The 15064-nt window shown below is 63.1% G+C and carries 12 protein-coding genes; 6 read left to right on the top strand and 6 right to left on the bottom strand.

Annotated elements, in window-relative coordinates; genetic code table 11:
• The first annotated feature begins 29 nt into the window (after nt 1–29).
• From AC1DVW_RS05905 to AC1DVW_RS05915, 3 genes are read left to right on the top strand one after another with little or no spacing between them, the layout of a single operon-like run.
• A complete protein-coding gene (locus AC1DVW_RS05905; protein WP_477321817.1) occupies nt 30–1508 on the top strand; it encodes a mannitol dehydrogenase family protein in 1479 nt (492 codons plus the stop codon).
• Nucleotides 1509–1526: 18 nt separating this feature from the next.
• Nucleotides 1527–2210: an HAD family hydrolase gene (locus tag AC1DVW_RS05910; protein ID WP_477321819.1), complete on the top strand. Its 684-nt coding sequence runs from the start codon at nt 1527–1529 to the stop codon at nt 2208–2210.
• The gene (locus AC1DVW_RS05915) at nt 2207–3793 is read left to right on the top strand and encodes an FGGY-family carbohydrate kinase (protein WP_477321821.1); all 1587 of its coding nucleotides are present in this window, start codon (nt 2207–2209) and stop codon (nt 3791–3793) included. Before AC1DVW_RS05910 ends, AC1DVW_RS05915 begins: the two co-directional genes overlap by 4 nt.
• On the opposite strand, the gene AC1DVW_RS05920 is transcribed toward AC1DVW_RS05915, so the two are convergent.
• The 6 genes from AC1DVW_RS05920 to AC1DVW_RS05945 all read right to left on the bottom strand — a co-directional run bounded on the left by AC1DVW_RS05920 (nt 3786) and on the right by AC1DVW_RS05945 (nt 10201).
• On the bottom strand, nt 3786–4901 hold the full coding sequence (locus AC1DVW_RS05920; RefSeq protein WP_477321823.1) for an ABC transporter ATP-binding protein: 1116 nt from the start codon (nt 4899–4901) through the stop codon (nt 3786–3788). The two genes, AC1DVW_RS05915 and AC1DVW_RS05920, sit on opposite strands and share 8 nt — an antisense overlap.
• A gap of 8 nt (nt 4902–4909) precedes the next feature.
• Nucleotides 4910–5956 carry an NAD(P)-dependent alcohol dehydrogenase gene (locus AC1DVW_RS05925; RefSeq protein ID WP_477321825.1) on the bottom strand — a complete coding sequence of 349 codons (1047 nt, stop codon included), beginning with the start codon at nt 5954–5956 and terminating at the stop codon, nt 4910–4912.
• 15 nt (nt 5957–5971) lie between these two features.
• Nucleotides 5972–6784 (bottom strand): carbohydrate ABC transporter permease, encoded by an 813-nt coding sequence (locus AC1DVW_RS05930; protein WP_477274380.1) that lies wholly within the window; start codon nt 6782–6784, stop codon nt 5972–5974.
• An 11-nt stretch (nt 6785–6795) separates the two neighbouring features.
• Nucleotides 6796–7662: a carbohydrate ABC transporter permease gene (locus tag AC1DVW_RS05935; protein WP_477240759.1), complete on the bottom strand. Its 867-nt coding sequence runs from the start codon at nt 7660–7662 to the stop codon at nt 6796–6798.
• A gap of 119 nt (nt 7663–7781) precedes the next feature.
• Nucleotides 7782–9053, bottom strand: coding sequence for an ABC transporter substrate-binding protein (locus tag AC1DVW_RS05940; RefSeq protein WP_477321827.1), 1272 nt, complete (start codon nt 9051–9053; stop codon nt 7782–7784).
• 230 nt (nt 9054–9283) lie between these two features.
• Complete coding sequence (locus AC1DVW_RS05945) at nt 9284–10201, bottom strand: AraC family transcriptional regulator (protein WP_477321829.1); 918 nt, start codon at nt 10199–10201, stop codon at nt 9284–9286.
• A gap of 248 nt (nt 10202–10449) precedes the next feature.
• On the opposite strand from AC1DVW_RS05945, the gene AC1DVW_RS05950 reads away from it, so the two are divergent.
• The 3 genes from AC1DVW_RS05950 to AC1DVW_RS05960 all read left to right on the top strand — a co-directional run bounded on the left by AC1DVW_RS05950 (nt 10450) and on the right by AC1DVW_RS05960 (nt 14939).
• The gene (locus AC1DVW_RS05950) at nt 10450–11853 is read left to right on the top strand and encodes an MATE family efflux transporter (RefSeq protein WP_477321831.1); all 1404 of its coding nucleotides are present in this window, start codon (nt 10450–10452) and stop codon (nt 11851–11853) included.
• A gap of 402 nt (nt 11854–12255) precedes the next feature.
• Nucleotides 12256–13650 (top strand): adenylate/guanylate cyclase domain-containing protein, encoded by a 1395-nt coding sequence (locus AC1DVW_RS05955; RefSeq protein ID WP_477321833.1) that lies wholly within the window; start codon nt 12256–12258, stop codon nt 13648–13650.
• Between the two features lie 221 nt (nt 13651–13871).
• The gene (locus AC1DVW_RS05960; RefSeq protein ID WP_477240769.1) at nt 13872–14939 is read left to right on the top strand and encodes a cyclic nucleotide-gated potassium channel; all 1068 of its coding nucleotides are present in this window, start codon (nt 13872–13874) and stop codon (nt 14937–14939) included.
• Nucleotides 14940–15064 lie beyond the last annotated feature (125 nt).

The following is a 15064-nucleotide window of genomic DNA, read 5'->3' on the forward strand; positions in this document are numbered from 1 at the left end:
GCCGCAGTCCGGCCGAAGGGTAAAAGCAGATGACCATGAAACTCTCGTCTTCCGTCCTCGCCAAGCTCCCCTCGAAGGTCGCCGGCCCTAAGTACGATCGCTCGACGCTCAAGGCCGGCATCGTGCATTTCGGCGTCGGCAATTTCCACCGCTCGCACCAGGCCGTCTATCTCGACGATCTGTTCAATTCCGGCCTCGGTCACGATTGGGCGCTGATCGGCGCCGGCGTGTTCGAGGGCGAGAAGATCGGCCGGGGCAAGCTGCAGGAACAGGACTGGCTGACCACCGTGGTCGAGCAGGACAGTGGCCATATGAGCGCCCGCGTCACCGGCGTCATGATCGACTTCCTGATGCCCGGCGATGCCGCCGCGATCATCGATCAGCTTGCCGATCCGGCGATCAAGATCGTTTCGCTCACCATCACCGAGGGCGGTTATTTCATCGATCCGGCGTCGGGCGTGTTCAACCCGACCCATCCCGACATTGTCGCCGATGCGCAGCCGGGTGCGACACCGAAGACGGTGTTCGGCCTCATCCTTGCCGGACTGATCCGTCGCCGCGACGACGGCATCGTGCCGTTCACCGTCATGTCCTGCGACAACATCCCCCACAATGGTCATGTCACCTCGGACGGGGTTATCGGCCTGGCGCGGCTGATCGACGAGGATCTGGCAAACTGGGTGAGCACGAAAGTCGCCTTTCCCAACGGCATGGTCGACCGCATCACGCCCGCGACCAGCGACCGCGAGCGCGGCATCCTTTCCAGCGAATTCGGCCTCGACGACAACTGGCCGGTGTTCTGCGAGCCGTTCAAGCAGTGGGTGCTGGAGGATCGGTTCACCGCCGGCCGGCCGCCGTTGGAAAAGGTCGGCGTGCAGTTCGTCAAGGAAGTCGCGCCTTACGAGCTGATGAAGATCCGCATCCTCAATGGCGGTCACGCCACCATCGCCTACCCAGCCGGCTTGATGGACATTCATTTCGTCCATGAAGCGATGCAGGAGCCACTGGTGCGCGGCTTTCTCGCCAAGCTCGAGCGCGACGAGATCATTCCGACCGTGCCGCCGGTGCCGGATACCGTGCTGGAAGACTACTACCAGTTGATCGAGGGCCGCTTCTCCAACCCCAAGATCGGCGACACCATCCGGCGGCTTTGCCTCGACGGCTCAAACCGCCAGCCGAAATTCATCATCCCGACCATCGCCGACCGGCTGAAGGCGGGAAAAAGCGTCGCTGGCCTGGCGCTGGAATCGGCGCTCTGGTGCCGCTACTGCTTCGGCACGACCGACAGCGGCGCCGTCATCGAGCCCAATGATCCCAACTGGGATCGGCTGCAGGCAACCGCCAAGGCGGCGAAGGATGCGCCCAGCGCCTGGCTTGCCATGGAAGACATCTATGGCGACGTCGGCCGCTCGGCAGCATTCGCCGATGCCTTTGCCCATGCGCTCAACGTGCTGTGGGCAAACGGCGCGCGTGCGACGCTGACGCGCTATATCGCCGGCAAGCTCTGACACCAAGCAATGACGGCCATGGCGCCTGAGCTGGTCATTTTCGACTGTGACGGCGTGCTGGTCGACAGCGAAGCGCTGTCGGTCAAGGCGCTGCTGGGCATGATCGCGGTCGCCGGCGGCGATGTCAGCGAGGACACCGCCTACGAGCATTTCCTCGGCAAGAGCATGAAAAGCGTCCGCGAAATCCTTGGCCGCGACTTCGGCATTGAGATCACCGACCAGCATCTGACCGCGATGCGCGTCGAGCTGATGCGCAAATTTCGCGAGGAGCTGAAACCGATGCCCGGCATTGCTCAGGTTTTGCCCAGGCTCGGCGTGCCGTTCTGCGTCGCCTCGTCCGGCACGCTCGACCGCATCCGTTATTCGCTCGACATCACCGGGCTGCTCGGGCTGCTGGAGCCGCATTTGTTCAGCGCTGCCATGGTGGCAAAGGGAAAACCGGCGCCCGACCTTTTTCTCCATGCGGCTGCCAGCATGCGGGCTCAACCACGGCAATGCGTCGTCGTCGAGGACAGCCCGGCCGGCATTGCCGCGGCGCGGGCGGCGGGCATGCGCGTCCTTGCCTTCACCGGCGGCACCCATGCCGGCAACCCGACGCTGAAAGCGCGGCTTGCGTCGAGTGAGCCGGACTTTATATTCGCTGACATGCTGCAATTGCCCGATTTGATTGCAGGCCTGGGAGCGAGAGTAAGAGCATCTTGACGAAAAGCTTCGTTTGCGCGGTCGATGTCGGCACCGGGAGCGCCCGCGCGGGCATTCTCGACACCAAAGGCACCTTGCTCGGCCGCGCCGAGCACCCGATCGTCATGCACCAGCCGAAGGCTGATCACGCCGAGCACAATTCCGAGGATATCTGGTCGGCGGTCTGCATCGCCGTGCGTGCCGCCCGCGAAAAGGCAGGGGTCGCGGCGCAGGATATCGTCGGCATTTCCTTCGACGCCACCTGCTCGCTGGTGGTGCGCGGCAGGGATGGCGGTCAGCTCAGCGTATCGGTGTCAGGCGAAAAGCGCTGGGACACCATCGTCTGGCTCGATCACCGCGCCATTGCCGAGGCCGACGAATGCACGATGAGCGGTCATGCCGTGCTCGACTATATCGGCGGTGTCATGTCGCCGGAAATGGTGACGCCGAAGCTGATGTGGCTGAAGCGGAAGCTGCCGGGAACGTGGCATGAAGCCAGCTATCTATTCGACCTCACCGACTTCCTGACCTGGAAGGCGAGCGGCTCGCTGGCGCGCTCGCAATGCACGCTGACCGCCAAATGGACCTATCTCGCGCATGAGCAGACAGGCTGGCGGCGCGACTTCTTTGAAACCGTCGGCCTCGGCGATCTTTTCGAACATGGCAATCTGCCGGAGACGGCGAGCCCGGTCGGCGCCGATATAGGGGCGCTGAACGCGCAAGCCGCTGCCCAACTCGGCCTGACGGAGCAATGTCGCGTCGGCGCCGGGGTCATCGACGCCTATGCCGGCGCGCTCGGCGTGCTCGGCGGCTTTGCCGGCGACGAGAAGAATATCGGCCGGCACTTGGCGCTGATCGCCGGCACCTCGAGCTGCGTCATGGCGATGTCGCCCGACCCGCAGCCTTTTGCCGGCGTCTGGGGACCGTATTATGGCGCGGCGCTGCCGAAGCTGTGGCTGTCGGAAGGCGGCCAGTCGGCCACCGGCGCATTGCTCGACCACATCATCCGCTGGCACGGCGCCGGCGGCGAGCCGGATGCGGCGATGCATGCAAAGATCGCCCGTCGCGTCGCCGAACTGCGCACCGCCGAGGGCGATAATCTCGCCGCACGTCTGCATGTGCTGCCGGATTTCCACGGCAACCGTTCGCCGCTCGCCGACCCGCATGCGGTCGGCGTCGTCAGCGGGCTGACGCTGGACGCCTCCTTCGACAGCCTGTGCAAGCTCTATTGGCGCACCGCTGTCGGCATTGCCCTTGGCGTGCGCCATGTGCTGGAAGCGCTGAACGAAAACGGCTATCTGATCGACACGCTGCATGTCACCGGCGGCCACACCAAGAACCCGCTGTTGATGGAGCTCTATGCCGACGCCACCGGCTGCACGGTCATCGAGCCGCTGGCCGACGAAGCGGTGCTGCTCGGCACCGGCATGGTCGCGGCCACCGCCGCCGGGCTGTTCCCCGACCTGAACGCCGCTTGCGTCGCCATGCAGCAGGGCGGCAGGAAGCGGCCGTCAAACCCGGCCTCATCAGGACGCTTCGACCGCGACTACAAGGTGTTCCTCGAAATGCACCGGCAGCGGCAGGTGCTCGACGCGATCAGATAGGCAGGCTGCTTTTGCCGGCGTCTGGTCTCAACAGGGACGCCCCGGATTGCGCATCGAACAGATGCAGGCTCTGTTCGTCGACGGTGAAGCGGACGGGGCTGCGCAGGAGCGGGCACTCGCGGGTCGGGACCAGCGCGCTGATTTCCTTGCCGCCAAAACCGAAGATCACCAGCGCGTCGTTGCCATGGAACTCGATCAGATCGGCCGTGCCCTGTATAAGGTTCCCGGTGGCGCCAGGGCCTGCGGTCTTCAGGTCCGGAGGCCTGATCCCGAGCACCGCGCGATCGACGCCTTGCAGGTCGAAGCGTGAGCCGTCGATGGAAAACACCGTTTCCGCACAGGTCAGCGCCCAGCCATTCTCTTTCCGGCTAACCGCCACATCGATGAAGTTCATGTTCGGCGTGCCGATGAACCCGGCCACGAACAGATTGCCGGGTCGCTCATAAATCTCCGCCGGCGAGCCGATCTGTTCGATCCTGCCATCCCGCAGCAGCACGATGCGGTCGGCAAGCGTCATCGCCTCCAACTGGTCGTGGGTGACGTAGACGGTGGTCGTCTTCAGCGACTGATGCAGCCGGGCGATCTCGATGCGCATATGGTTGCGCAATTTGGCATCGAGATTGGACAGCGGCTCGTCGAACAGAAACACTTTTGGCGTCTTGATCATGGCCCGCGCAATGGCGACGCGCTGCTGCTGGCCGCCGGACAGTTCGGCCGGCTTGCGGCCGAGATAGGGCTCGAGACCGAGCGTTTTCGAAACCGCCTCGACGCGCTGCTGGATCTCGGCCTTCGCCACCTTCTGCCGCTTCAGGCCGAAGGCGATGTTGTCGAAGATCGTCATATGCGGATAGAGCGCATAGTTCTGGAACACCATGGCGATGCCGCGGTCACCCGGGTCGAGATCGTTGACCACCTTGCCGCCGATCGAGACCTCGCCGCCGCTAATGTCCTCCAGCCCGGCCAGCATCCTGAGCAAGGTCGACTTGCCGCAACCGGACGGGCCGAGGAACACCACGAACTCATGGTCCTCGATGCTGAGGTTCAGATCGCGGATGACGGTGGTGGCGCCGTAGGATTTGTCGACATTCGAACAGACAATCGCGGACATGGTTTCTCTCAGCCCTTCTCGCCGGCAAGCAGGATCTGCAATTTGACGTCTTCCGGTCTGCCTGCCGCAGCCCGTTCGAACGCCTTGATGCTGTCGGAGAAATCGTAGGTGCCGGTGATCAGCGGGTTGAGATCGACCTTGCCCGAAGCGATGAGCTGCAGGGCGCGATCGAAAATGTTGGCGTAACGGAACACCGTCTCGATGCGAACTTCCTTCGAAATCGCCGCCGGAACGTTCAGGCTCACCGGCTCCACCGGCAGTCCGACGAGCACCACCGCGCCGCCGGGGCGCACGATGTCGAACAGATTGGCGAACGCCTTCGAGTGGCCGCTGGCCTCGAACACGATGTCGGCGCCCCAATTGTCGGTCGCCGTTGCAACCGCATCGACCAGCGACCCCTCGCCGATATTGACCGGGACGATGCCCGGATAGCGGGCCGCGATCTCCAGCTTGGGGGCGGAGAAATCGGAAATCAGCACTTTCGAGCACCCGCCGGCCAGCGCCGCCAGCGCGATCATGATGCCGATCGGGCCGCAGCCGACGACGACCGCGACGTCGCCCGGAACGATGCGGGCGCGGGCCGCCGCCTGCATGCCGATGGCAAAGGGTTCAACCATTGCGCCTTCGGCGAAGGAAACGTTGTCCGGCAGCTTGTAGGTGAAGGCGGCCGGATGGACGGCTTCGGGCGCAAGAATGCCGTGCACCGGCGGCGTCGCCCAGAAGCTCACATCCGGGTCGACATTGTAGATGCCGAGCTTGGTCGCCCGCGACGACATGTTCGGCACGCCCGGCTCCATGCAAACGCGGTCGCCGACCTTCAGCGTCCTGACATTGGCGCCGACCTCGACGATTATCCCTGACGCTTCGTGGCCCAGCACCATTGGCGCGCGCACCACATAGCTGCCGATGGCGCCATGGGTGTAATAGTGCACGTCGCTGCCGCAGACGCCGACCGTGTGGATGGCGATTTTGACATCGTCCGGCCCGACATCGAGCGGCAACGCAATCTCGCGCAGCGCCAGTTCGCCTTTTTTCTCAAGTACCAAAGCCCGCATTGGATCGTCCTCGCATCAAGTCTTTTTTTGCCGGAAAACGGAATTCAGGAAACCGCTCAGCACGCCGAGAAACAACAGCGGCGGCAGCGACAACAGCACGACCGAGGCATTCAGGATGCCCCACGGCACGTTCATGCCTTGCTGCGACAGTTCCGAGGCGACGATCGGCAAGGTCTTGGCGTTGGAACTGGACAGCATCAGCGCGATCAGGAATTCGTTCCAGACCAGCACGAAGCTGAAGGCGACGGCGCCGATCAGCGAGCGCGCCGCCACCGGCAGCGCGATCTTCCAGAACACCGAATAGGCGCCGTAGCCGTCGACAAAGGCGGCCTCCTCGACCTCCTTCGGCACGGCCTGGAAGGCGGGAATGGCCAGCCACATGATCACCGAGATGGTGAGCAGCGAATAGGTGACGATCAGCGCCGCCAGCGTGTCGTAGAGCCCGATCTGCAGCCAGATCACCATCAGCGGGATGGCCACCGCCACCGGCGGCAGGAAGCGCAGCGACAGCACGAAGAACTGGATGTCGCCGGCCCAGCGGTTGGGGTAGCGCGCCACCGCGTAAGCCGCCGGCAGGCCGAGCACCACCCCGATCAGCACCGCGACGCCGCAGGCGATCACTGAATTGTGCAGGCCGGTCATGACGCTGTCGCGGCCGATGATGTAGCTGATGTTGCCGAGCGTCGGCGTGAACACCAGGCGTGGGACGCGGGTGATGATGTCGACATTGTTCTTCAGCGAATTGAGCGCCGTCCAGGCGAGCGGAAACACCGCCATGAAGCCGGCAAAGGCCAGGATGGCTTTGGCGATCAGGCGGCCCGGTTTCATGCGAGATGATCTCATGCCTGCACCCGCTTCCACAACATGGTGAAGGTGATGACGGTGGCGATCATCATCAGCACGGCCATCGCCGAAGCATAGGACACTTTGCCGGATTCGATGAAGCCTTGCGAGAAGGCGTACATATCGAGCGTTTCTGTGGCGACGCCCGGTCCGCCACGGGTCATCACATAGATCAGGTCGAAGGAGCGCAGGGACTCGATCATCTTGACGAACATCAGGCTGATCAGTGGCGCCTTCAGCATCGGCAGCGTGACATAGGCGTGGATCTGCCAGCGCTTGGCGTGGTCGAGCCTTGCTGCCTCGATCGGCTGCGGCGGCAGCGTTTCCAGTAGCTTCAGCACGATGACGGCGAAGAACAGCCCCCATTGCCAGACATCGACCGAGGCGACGGCAAACAGAGCCGTCGACGGCTTGGACAGCGGATCGAAGATCAGCCCGCCGGTCAGCAGCCTGTAGGGGTAGGTGGCGATGCCGTAGAGCGGATGATAGGCGAACTTCCACACGAAGGCGGCGGAGACGCGCGGCAGCAGCACCGGGATGATGAACAGCAGGCAGTAGAAATTGCGCAGGCGCGGTGACGCGACCTCGAACATCAGCACGCCGAGGCCAATGGCCACCGCCATGGTGGCGACAACGGTGACGATTTCCCATTTCACCGACACCCAGACGGCGTTGAGAAAGCGGCGGTCGAAGAACAGGTCGTAAAAATTCGAGAACCAGACATAGGAATAGGTCGCCGAGCTCAGCTCGCGGTTCTGCAAGGCGATGACGATCGCATAGAGCGTCGGCACCATCGACAGCACCAAAAGGATGGCGAGCGTCGGAACGACAAAGGTGACCGGCAGGGAGGAACGTCGCGGCATCGGTATCTATCTCGCGTGTCTCGAACGCTTGGCTGGCATGGAGCGCGGAAATCCTGCGGCGCACAGATCCCAACATTCGCTCGAATGCCGCAGACCGCGCGCCGCAGGGGGAGGATAGCTTATTTCTTCACCAGCTCGTTGGCATACGCTTCAAGCTCGTTGAGGCCGCCCTTGATGTCGGTGCGGGTGCCGGTGACCAGCTCCTCGAGGATGATGCCCCAGCGGTCGCCGAGATCCGGCCAGCGCGGGTCCTGCCAGAAGTTGACAGCCGTGACCTTGCCGGTCTCCGCCAGCGCCTGGCCGAGGTCGGCGCCGTAGATGTCGGCGAATTCCTTGCTGGACAGGATGCTGGTGCGGTTGAGCTCGCCGAACTGATGCGCGTCGAGCCGGCGCTTCTCGTTTTCCTTCGACGTTGCCCAGGCGATGAACAGGCCGGCGCATTTCTTCGAGGCGTCGTCGGCGTTGGCTTTCGCCGCGATGGCCAGGCCGTGGCCATAGCCGCCGCCGGTCAGCGGCGCCGGGGGCGGCAGGAAGCCGACCTTGCCGACCACCTGCGAGGTCTTTGGATCGACCGACATGCCCGACAGCGGTGTTGATTCCACAAGGATGGCGACCTGGCCGGACAGGAACGCACCGGTCGATTCATCCCAGCTGCCGGTCTGCGTGCCGGGTGCCGAATCCTTGAACAGCTGCAGATAGGTCTCGGTCGCCTTGACGGCGGCATCCGAATTGAAAGCCGGCTTGTCGCCGTCGAACCACTTTCCGCCATAGGCCTTGAAGAACGGCATCCAGCGCCAGACATTGGCGCCCGAACCGCGCGCACCGCGCAGCGCGATGCCGTACATGCCCTTGTCGGGATTGGTCAGCTTCGGCACGGCGGCGATCAGCTCGTCCAGCGTCTTCGGCGGCTGGATGCCGGCGGCTTCCAGCACATCCTTGCGGTAGACCATCAGGTCGCCGCCGCCGGTCAGCGGCGCAAACCAGACCTTGCCGTCATAGGTCGCGACCTTCTGGCGGCCCGGATCGAAATCGGCGTAATCATAGTCAGCCGGATAATAGTCGGTCAGCGGCACGATCCATTTCGACGAGGCAAACAGCGCGACGTTGGCTTCGTCGACATAGTAGACGTTGTAGTTGCCGACGGTGGACGCATCGGCGCGCGATTTGGCCCGGCGGTCGTTTTCGTTGAGGTAGTCGATCTGGAAGCTGGCGCCGGCGAGCTTCTGGAACTCGTCCTTCGAGTCCTCCAGCAGGGTCAGGCCGTCACGTGGCTGCGCCAGCACCTTGACCGGCGCCGAGCAGACCGGCGCCTGCGCCAGGGCCACGGTGGATACGGTAGCGGAAAGCATGAAAGCTGCGCTCAAGCTCGCAGCGAGCCGAATTGGTTGCATGATCTTTTCTCCTCCAGGAACACTTCGCAGGAAGCGCAAGTCCTCGGGTTCTGCGATCCTCACCATCGCCCGAGCGACAAGCCACCCATCGCCAAGATGCGGAGTTGCGGCGGGCCATGCTAGAAGCCCCGTTGCAGTCGACCTGTACTTTTATGCATTGTGCAGCGCAAAAAACCGCCTGCGAATGCCGGAGCCGTCACACGAGTACCGATCGGGTCTGAAATGGTCGCTTAAGCCCGCATTGTCAGCCGCTGTCGTGACAGCCGGCGATAGGACGACGGCGTCATTTTGTGCTTGCGCATGAAGGCCCGGTTGAAGTTCGAGATGTTCATGTAGCCGACCTGAAAACAGATGTCGGTGATGGCAATATCGGTGTCCGCCAAGAGCTTGCAGGCCTGCCAGAGCCGGAGCTTGGCCAGATGGTCGCTGAAGCTGTTGCCGGTGTTCTTCTGGAAGAAACGCGAAAACGTGCTTTCGCTCATTCCGGCGAGCTCCGCCACTTCCGGCAACTTCAGATCCTCGGCGAAGTGCTGGAACAGATAGGTCAGCGTGCGCTGGATGATGTCGAGCGAGGCGGCATCGAGAACCGGCGAGAAATCCGGCGACGACAACAATTCATATTCGTCGGTTCGGGCCAGCAGGTCCACCAGTTCGAGGAACAGGCAGAGCCGGGCGAGCCCATGCACCTCGCCCATCCGCTCCATCATCTCGGCGCCCTTCAGCGCCGTGTCGCCATGGAAGACGATGCCGCGCAGCGACCGCTCCAAAAACGGTTCCAGCTCGCGCAGTTCCGGCAACAGCCCCGCCGATCCGCGCAGCCTTTGCGCATCGAACTGCAAGACGATGTCGCGGCCCTCGATCAGCTCGCCCGGCTGCACCGCCGTGACCCAGTCATGCGGCAGTCCGCCGCCGACGATCGAGAGATAGCCCGGGCCGAATTCGCCGATATGGTCGCCGACCAGCGCAACGCCCGAGGATTTTCGTAGCAGGTGGATTTCGTATTCCGGGTGGAAGTTCCAGACGTTGCGCTCCCACGGATAGTCATCCAGCCGCCACAGGAAACTGTCGCTCGCCTCGGTGACGATGTGCTCGAAGGACGGCGCTGTCCGCGGGATCGCGGCCGGGTTTTTTCGCTGTCTGAACTGCATCCAAACCTCCCGGCACTGCGTCGGCTGCCGATATGCCGGGCAATCCGTAGCAGCCCCGGGCCTGCAAGTGAACGCGGCACCGGAGGCTCCCGGCTTGCTGCTGGCTCAATCGCTCACCATCCCTCCTCCTTGCCTTCGTCTAGGGTTTCGTTCAAAAGACGGCGCAAACGCCGCGAAACCGAAGGTTTTGCCGTTTGAAATGCGGCTTCCGGCCCTTTGCCGACGTGCCGCACCTGGAAAGAGCGGAAATGTCTGCGATCGAAGCCGGTGCTCGCGCACCGGAAAATCTTTGGCGTCAGGAAATCAGGGCGACGCTGGCGCTCGCCTGGCCGATGGTACTGACCAATCTCGGCCAGACCGCGATGACCGCCACCGACGTCATGATGATGGGACGGCTGGGACCGGACACGCTGGCCAGCGGCGCGCTGGGCGCCAACCTCTATTTCATGCCGCTGATTTTCGGGCTTGGCCTGATGCTGGCAACTTCGCCCATGATGGCCACCGAACTTGGCCGTCGCCGCCATTCGGTGCGCGACTTGCGCCGCACCGTTCGCCAGGGCCTGTGGCTGGCGATCCTGATCTCAATCCCGATCTGGCTCGTGCTTTGGCACGGCGAGGCCATTCTGCTGGCGATGGGCCAGGAACCCGCATTGGCGCATCAGGCCGGCATCTACCTGCGCTGGCTGGAATGGGCGGTGCTGCCTTTCTATGGCTATATCGTGCTGCGCTCCTTCATCTCAGCGCTGGAGCGGCCGGGCTGGGCGCTGGCCATCGTCTTCGTTGCCGTCGCCTGCAACGTCTTCTTCAACTGGGTGTTCATGTTCGGCAATCTCGGCGTGCCTTCGATGGGCATTGCCGGCTCCGGCCTCGCCACCACGCTGTCCAGCATGCTGATGTTCGTCGGCCTGGCCGTGGTGGTGATGTTCGAGAAAAAGTTCCGGCGCTACCGCCTGTTCGGGCGCTTCTGGCGAGCCGACTGGCCGCGCTTCAAGGGCTTGCTGCGGCTCGGCCTGCCGATCGCCGGCATTCTCGCCTTCGAGGTGACGATCTTCAACGCCGCCGCCCTGCTGATGGGCCTGATCGACGCCGCTTCGCTGGCAGCGCACGCCATCGCCATCCAGATCGCCTCGATAAGCTTCATGGTGCCGCTCGGCCTCAACCAGGCGGTGACGGTGCGCGTCGGCCTTGCCCATGGCGCCGGCAATCCGGAAGGTGTCAGCCGCGCCGGCTGGACAGCCTTCGTCATCGGCGTCTCCTTCATGGCGCTGATGGGGCTGGTGATGATCCTTTGGCCGCATCTGCTGATCAGCGCCTTCATCGATCTCGCCAATCCGGCCAATGCCAGGGTGGTCGCGCTCGCCGTGTCGTTCCTGGCGTTTGCCGCACTGTTCCAGATCTTCGACGGTGCGCAAGCCGTGGCCGCCGGCATGTTGCGCGGCCTGCACGACACCAAGGTGCCGATGATCTATGCCGCGATCGGCTATTGGGGCGTCGGCCTGCCACTCGGCGTGCTGCTGGCCTTCCATTTCGGCTTGCACGGCGTCGGCATCTGGATCGGCCTGGCCTCGGGACTGGCCGTGGTGGCGGCGCTGCTGCTGGCGCGCTGGCTGCGCCGCGACCGGATCGTGCCGCAGCTATCCTTCGGGCATTGAAACGGATGGCCGCCGACGCCCGGCGGCCGCGATGTCCTGACATTGTGGCTAAATAAACGGCGCGCCGTGATAGCCCATCGAAGGGTCCGCTGAGCGCCACGAGCCGACATTCGTGTTCCGGCAGGCGGACGATCACCACCGATGCAGAGCGGTCGTTCCTCGCAAAGAGCGCTGGGGCTAGACTAGCCGAGCCTGTCGTCGGACCGCGGTGGGTCAGAGGCTCGGACGCAATCACATCGCTGCGTCGGTTTCTTCCATCGCCCCGCCAGCCAACAGAGAGTGCACCAGCTCACGATCTTCGCAACGGAACCATTTCGGCTTCGTCGGTGCCCGAATTTTTGCACGATTCTATCGCCTGAGCCGATTGGTGCTACACTGACAAGCCAGTTACGCGACGGACCTGTGTTCGGTGATATGACCAAAGTAACCGCTTTACCCGACGGAGTGGATTTCGACGTGGCCGCGGATGAGACGTTGCTTGAGGCGGCTCTCAGATCGGGCGTGCCATTTGCCCACGCATGCGGTGGCAGGGCGAAATGCTCGACATGCCGCGTTTGGGTTCTCGACGGCATTGAGGCTTGCCCGGACCGGAATCCGGACGAAACCCTGATGGCGAACCGGTTGAGATTGGCCGATGAGGTTCGGCTGGCCTGTCAGCTCAGGCCGGAAGGCGAGCTTCGCGTCCGACGCCTGGTGCTAGACGAAACCGACATGATGATCACCAGCCAGCTTGGCACTTCTGCCGCCACGCGTTGCGGCGAAGCAAGGCATGTTGCGGTCTTCTTCAGCGACATTGTCGATTTCACAGCGCTGTCGGAGCGGCTTTCCCCCTACGACGTGATGTATCTGCTCAATCGCTACTTTGCCCAGGTCGGCGACATCATCGAGCAGAATGGCGGCTTCATCGACAAACTGATCGGCGATGGGCTCATGGCAATATTCGGTATCGACGACCAGCCCGACGCTCCGCTCCGCGCCGTAAACGCCGCACTTCAGACCCTCGCCACAGTCGATCGTCTGAAGCCGTTCTTTGCCTCGATGTATGGCATCGATTTCGATATTCGTATCGGCCTCAACTATGGCGAAGCCGTCATCGGCACATTGGGTTTTGCTGGACACGAACGTCTCACGGCCATCGGCGACGTTGTAAATCTGGCCAGCCGGGTCGAGGCCGCCAATAAGGATGCCGGTACGCGACTGCTGATATCCGAGGCCCTCCGCGACCAGATCGCCGACAAGGTGGAAATCGGCGACTTCGTCAGGGTACGCCTTCGCGGTATCGGCGAGCGCACGAGCCTGTTCGAAATCGTCAGGCTGAAGCCCGAAATTGACGCCGACCTGAATGCCAAGGGGCTTCGCGAAACCATCCGTCACGGCGGCAGGAGGTGGGTTCGCGCTTTTGCCGAAGACGAGGTTGGGCCATATGAACGCCGGATTCTCGATTTTGAAGATTACGACATCGTCGTCGTTCGCGGATCCGACAGCTATTGCGCCTTCAACAATGCCTGCCCGCATCTTCATCTGCCGTTCTACGAGCGCCGAAGCTCCGCTCAGGCCGAAAAGCTGAAGCTCCCACACACGGAGAGCACGATCACCGCAGATCTTGGCCTGGTCTGCCGCTGGCATCAGAGTTGTTTCGACCTGTCTACTGGCGAAATCAGGGGTTGGGCGCGGCTGCAGCAGGATGGTACCGCGCCGGGCTATGAATTCGCGGGTAACATTTCGAAAAACCGCGCAAAGCTGATCGTATACCCCTGTCGAAAGCAGGACGGCTTTGTGTGGATCGGGCTCGAGTGAAGCGACGTCCCGATATTTCAGTTTTCCGTCGCTGTTACAATTGTCCGGATCGGGTCATTCTCGTCGGTTATGGCTTGTCTGTTCACGTCCGGTCACGAAGCAATCCGGGACATCTGAGTTCACCGTTGGTGATGCACAGAACATCGCAGCGACAGCAAGCACCTTTGCGCTTGCCTTGAAGGCATCTATTTTGGAAGGTAGTAGCCGCTCGTGGGCATAGAATGTCGGTACTGCCTTTCTTAAGAATTTACGCGCCGCTCAACGCGGTGCTGGCTGCGCCAGGGTTGCTGGCGGTGGCTGCGCTCACAATACCGGACATGTCCGGACGAAGCAGACTGGCTCTGGCTGCCCTGCTCGCTGTCATCTGGGGCGCCTATCTCCTGCAACTGGCCGCGACGCTGCTCAAGCGCCGGGCGGGCGGGGTTCGGGACAGGACGCCGGCAATCGTCATTGATGTGCTCGCGGTTTTGGTTCCACTTGCCGCATTTCTGCTCGTCGGCACGCCCGACCGGAGCCTCTACTGTGCTGTCTGGCTGCTGAAACCGCTGCGCGACTCGACTTTCTTCCCGCTGCTGGGCAGGGTCCTGGCCAGCGAAGCGCGCAACCTGATCGGCGTCACCACGGTCTTCGGCGTCGTTCTGTTCGCTGTCGCGCTCGCGGCCTATGTCATCGAGCGCGACATCCAACCGGAAAAGTTCGGCAGCATCCCCCAGGCAATGTGGTGGGCGGTGGTCACGCTGTCCACCACTGGCTATGGCGACACTATCCCGCAAAGCTTCGCCGGCCGCGTCCTTGCCGGGGCGGTCATGATGAGTGGCATCGGCATCTTCGGGCTCTGGGCCGGCATTCTTGCCACGGGCTTCTATCAAGAAGTCCGTCGCGGGGATTTCGTCCGCAATTGGCAATTGGTCGCCGCCGTGCCGTTGTTTCAGAAGCTCGGCCCGGCCGTGCTGGTCGAGATCGTGCGCGCGTTAAGACCTCGCACGGTGCCGGCGGGCGCCGTGATCTGCCGCATTGGCGAGACCGGTGATCGGATGTTCTTCGTCGTGGAGGGGCGCGTCAGCGTCGCGACGCCGAATCCGGTGGAGCTTGGCCCTGGCGCCTTCTTCGGCGAGATGGCGCTGATCAGCGGCGAACCGCGTATGGCGACCGTCAGCGCCGCAACGGTGGTCTCACTCCTGTCGCTGCACTCGGCGGATTTCCAGATGCTGTGCGGCAGCAGCCCGGAGATCGCGGAGATCATCCGCAAGACCGCGCTCGAGCGGCGCGGCGCGGCACCGATGGCTTGACCGTACTAGGTTTGTGCAGCCCCGGACTGTAATGGTGTATCATCGATCCTGAGGCGTCAGGAGCAGGATGCGATGGCAGGTTGCCAATTGCCTGCCGATGGTGGTCGGCTGGAACTGCATGGTGA

The organism is Mesorhizobium sp. P3_B5 (assembly GCF_056402815.1).

Bases quoted from the DNA above. Each gene is read 5' to 3' on its own strand.
- AC1DVW_RS05905 (WP_477321817.1), top strand. From the start codon at position 30: ATGACCATGAAACTCTCGTCTTCCGTCCTCGCCAAGCTCCCCTCGAAG.
- AC1DVW_RS05910 (WP_477321819.1), top strand. From the start codon at position 1,527: ATGGCGCCTGAGCTGGTCATTTTCGACTGTGACGGCGTGCTGGTCGAC.
- AC1DVW_RS05920 (WP_477321823.1), bottom strand. From the start codon at position 4,901: ATGTCCGCGATTGTCTGTTCGAATGTCGACAAATCCTACGGCGCCACC.
- AC1DVW_RS05925 (WP_477321825.1), bottom strand. From the start codon at position 5,956: ATGCGGGCTTTGGTACTTGAGAAAAAAGGCGAACTGGCGCTGCGCGAG.
- AC1DVW_RS05930 (WP_477274380.1), bottom strand. From the start codon at position 6,784: ATGAAACCGGGCCGCCTGATCGCCAAAGCCATCCTGGCCTTTGCCGGC.
- AC1DVW_RS05935 (WP_477240759.1), bottom strand. From the start codon at position 7,662: ATGCCGCGACGTTCCTCCCTGCCGGTCACCTTTGTCGTTCCGACGCTC.
- AC1DVW_RS05940 (WP_477321827.1), bottom strand. From the start codon at position 9,053: ATGCAACCAATTCGGCTCGCTGCGAGCTTGAGCGCAGCTTTCATGCTT.
- AC1DVW_RS05945 (WP_477321829.1), bottom strand. From the start codon at position 10,201: ATGCAGTTCAGACAGCGAAAAAACCCGGCCGCGATCCCGCGGACAGCG.
- AC1DVW_RS05950 (WP_477321831.1), top strand. From the start codon at position 10,450: ATGTCTGCGATCGAAGCCGGTGCTCGCGCACCGGAAAATCTTTGGCGT.
- AC1DVW_RS05960 (WP_477240769.1), top strand. From the start codon at position 13,872: ATGTCGGTACTGCCTTTCTTAAGAATTTACGCGCCGCTCAACGCGGTG.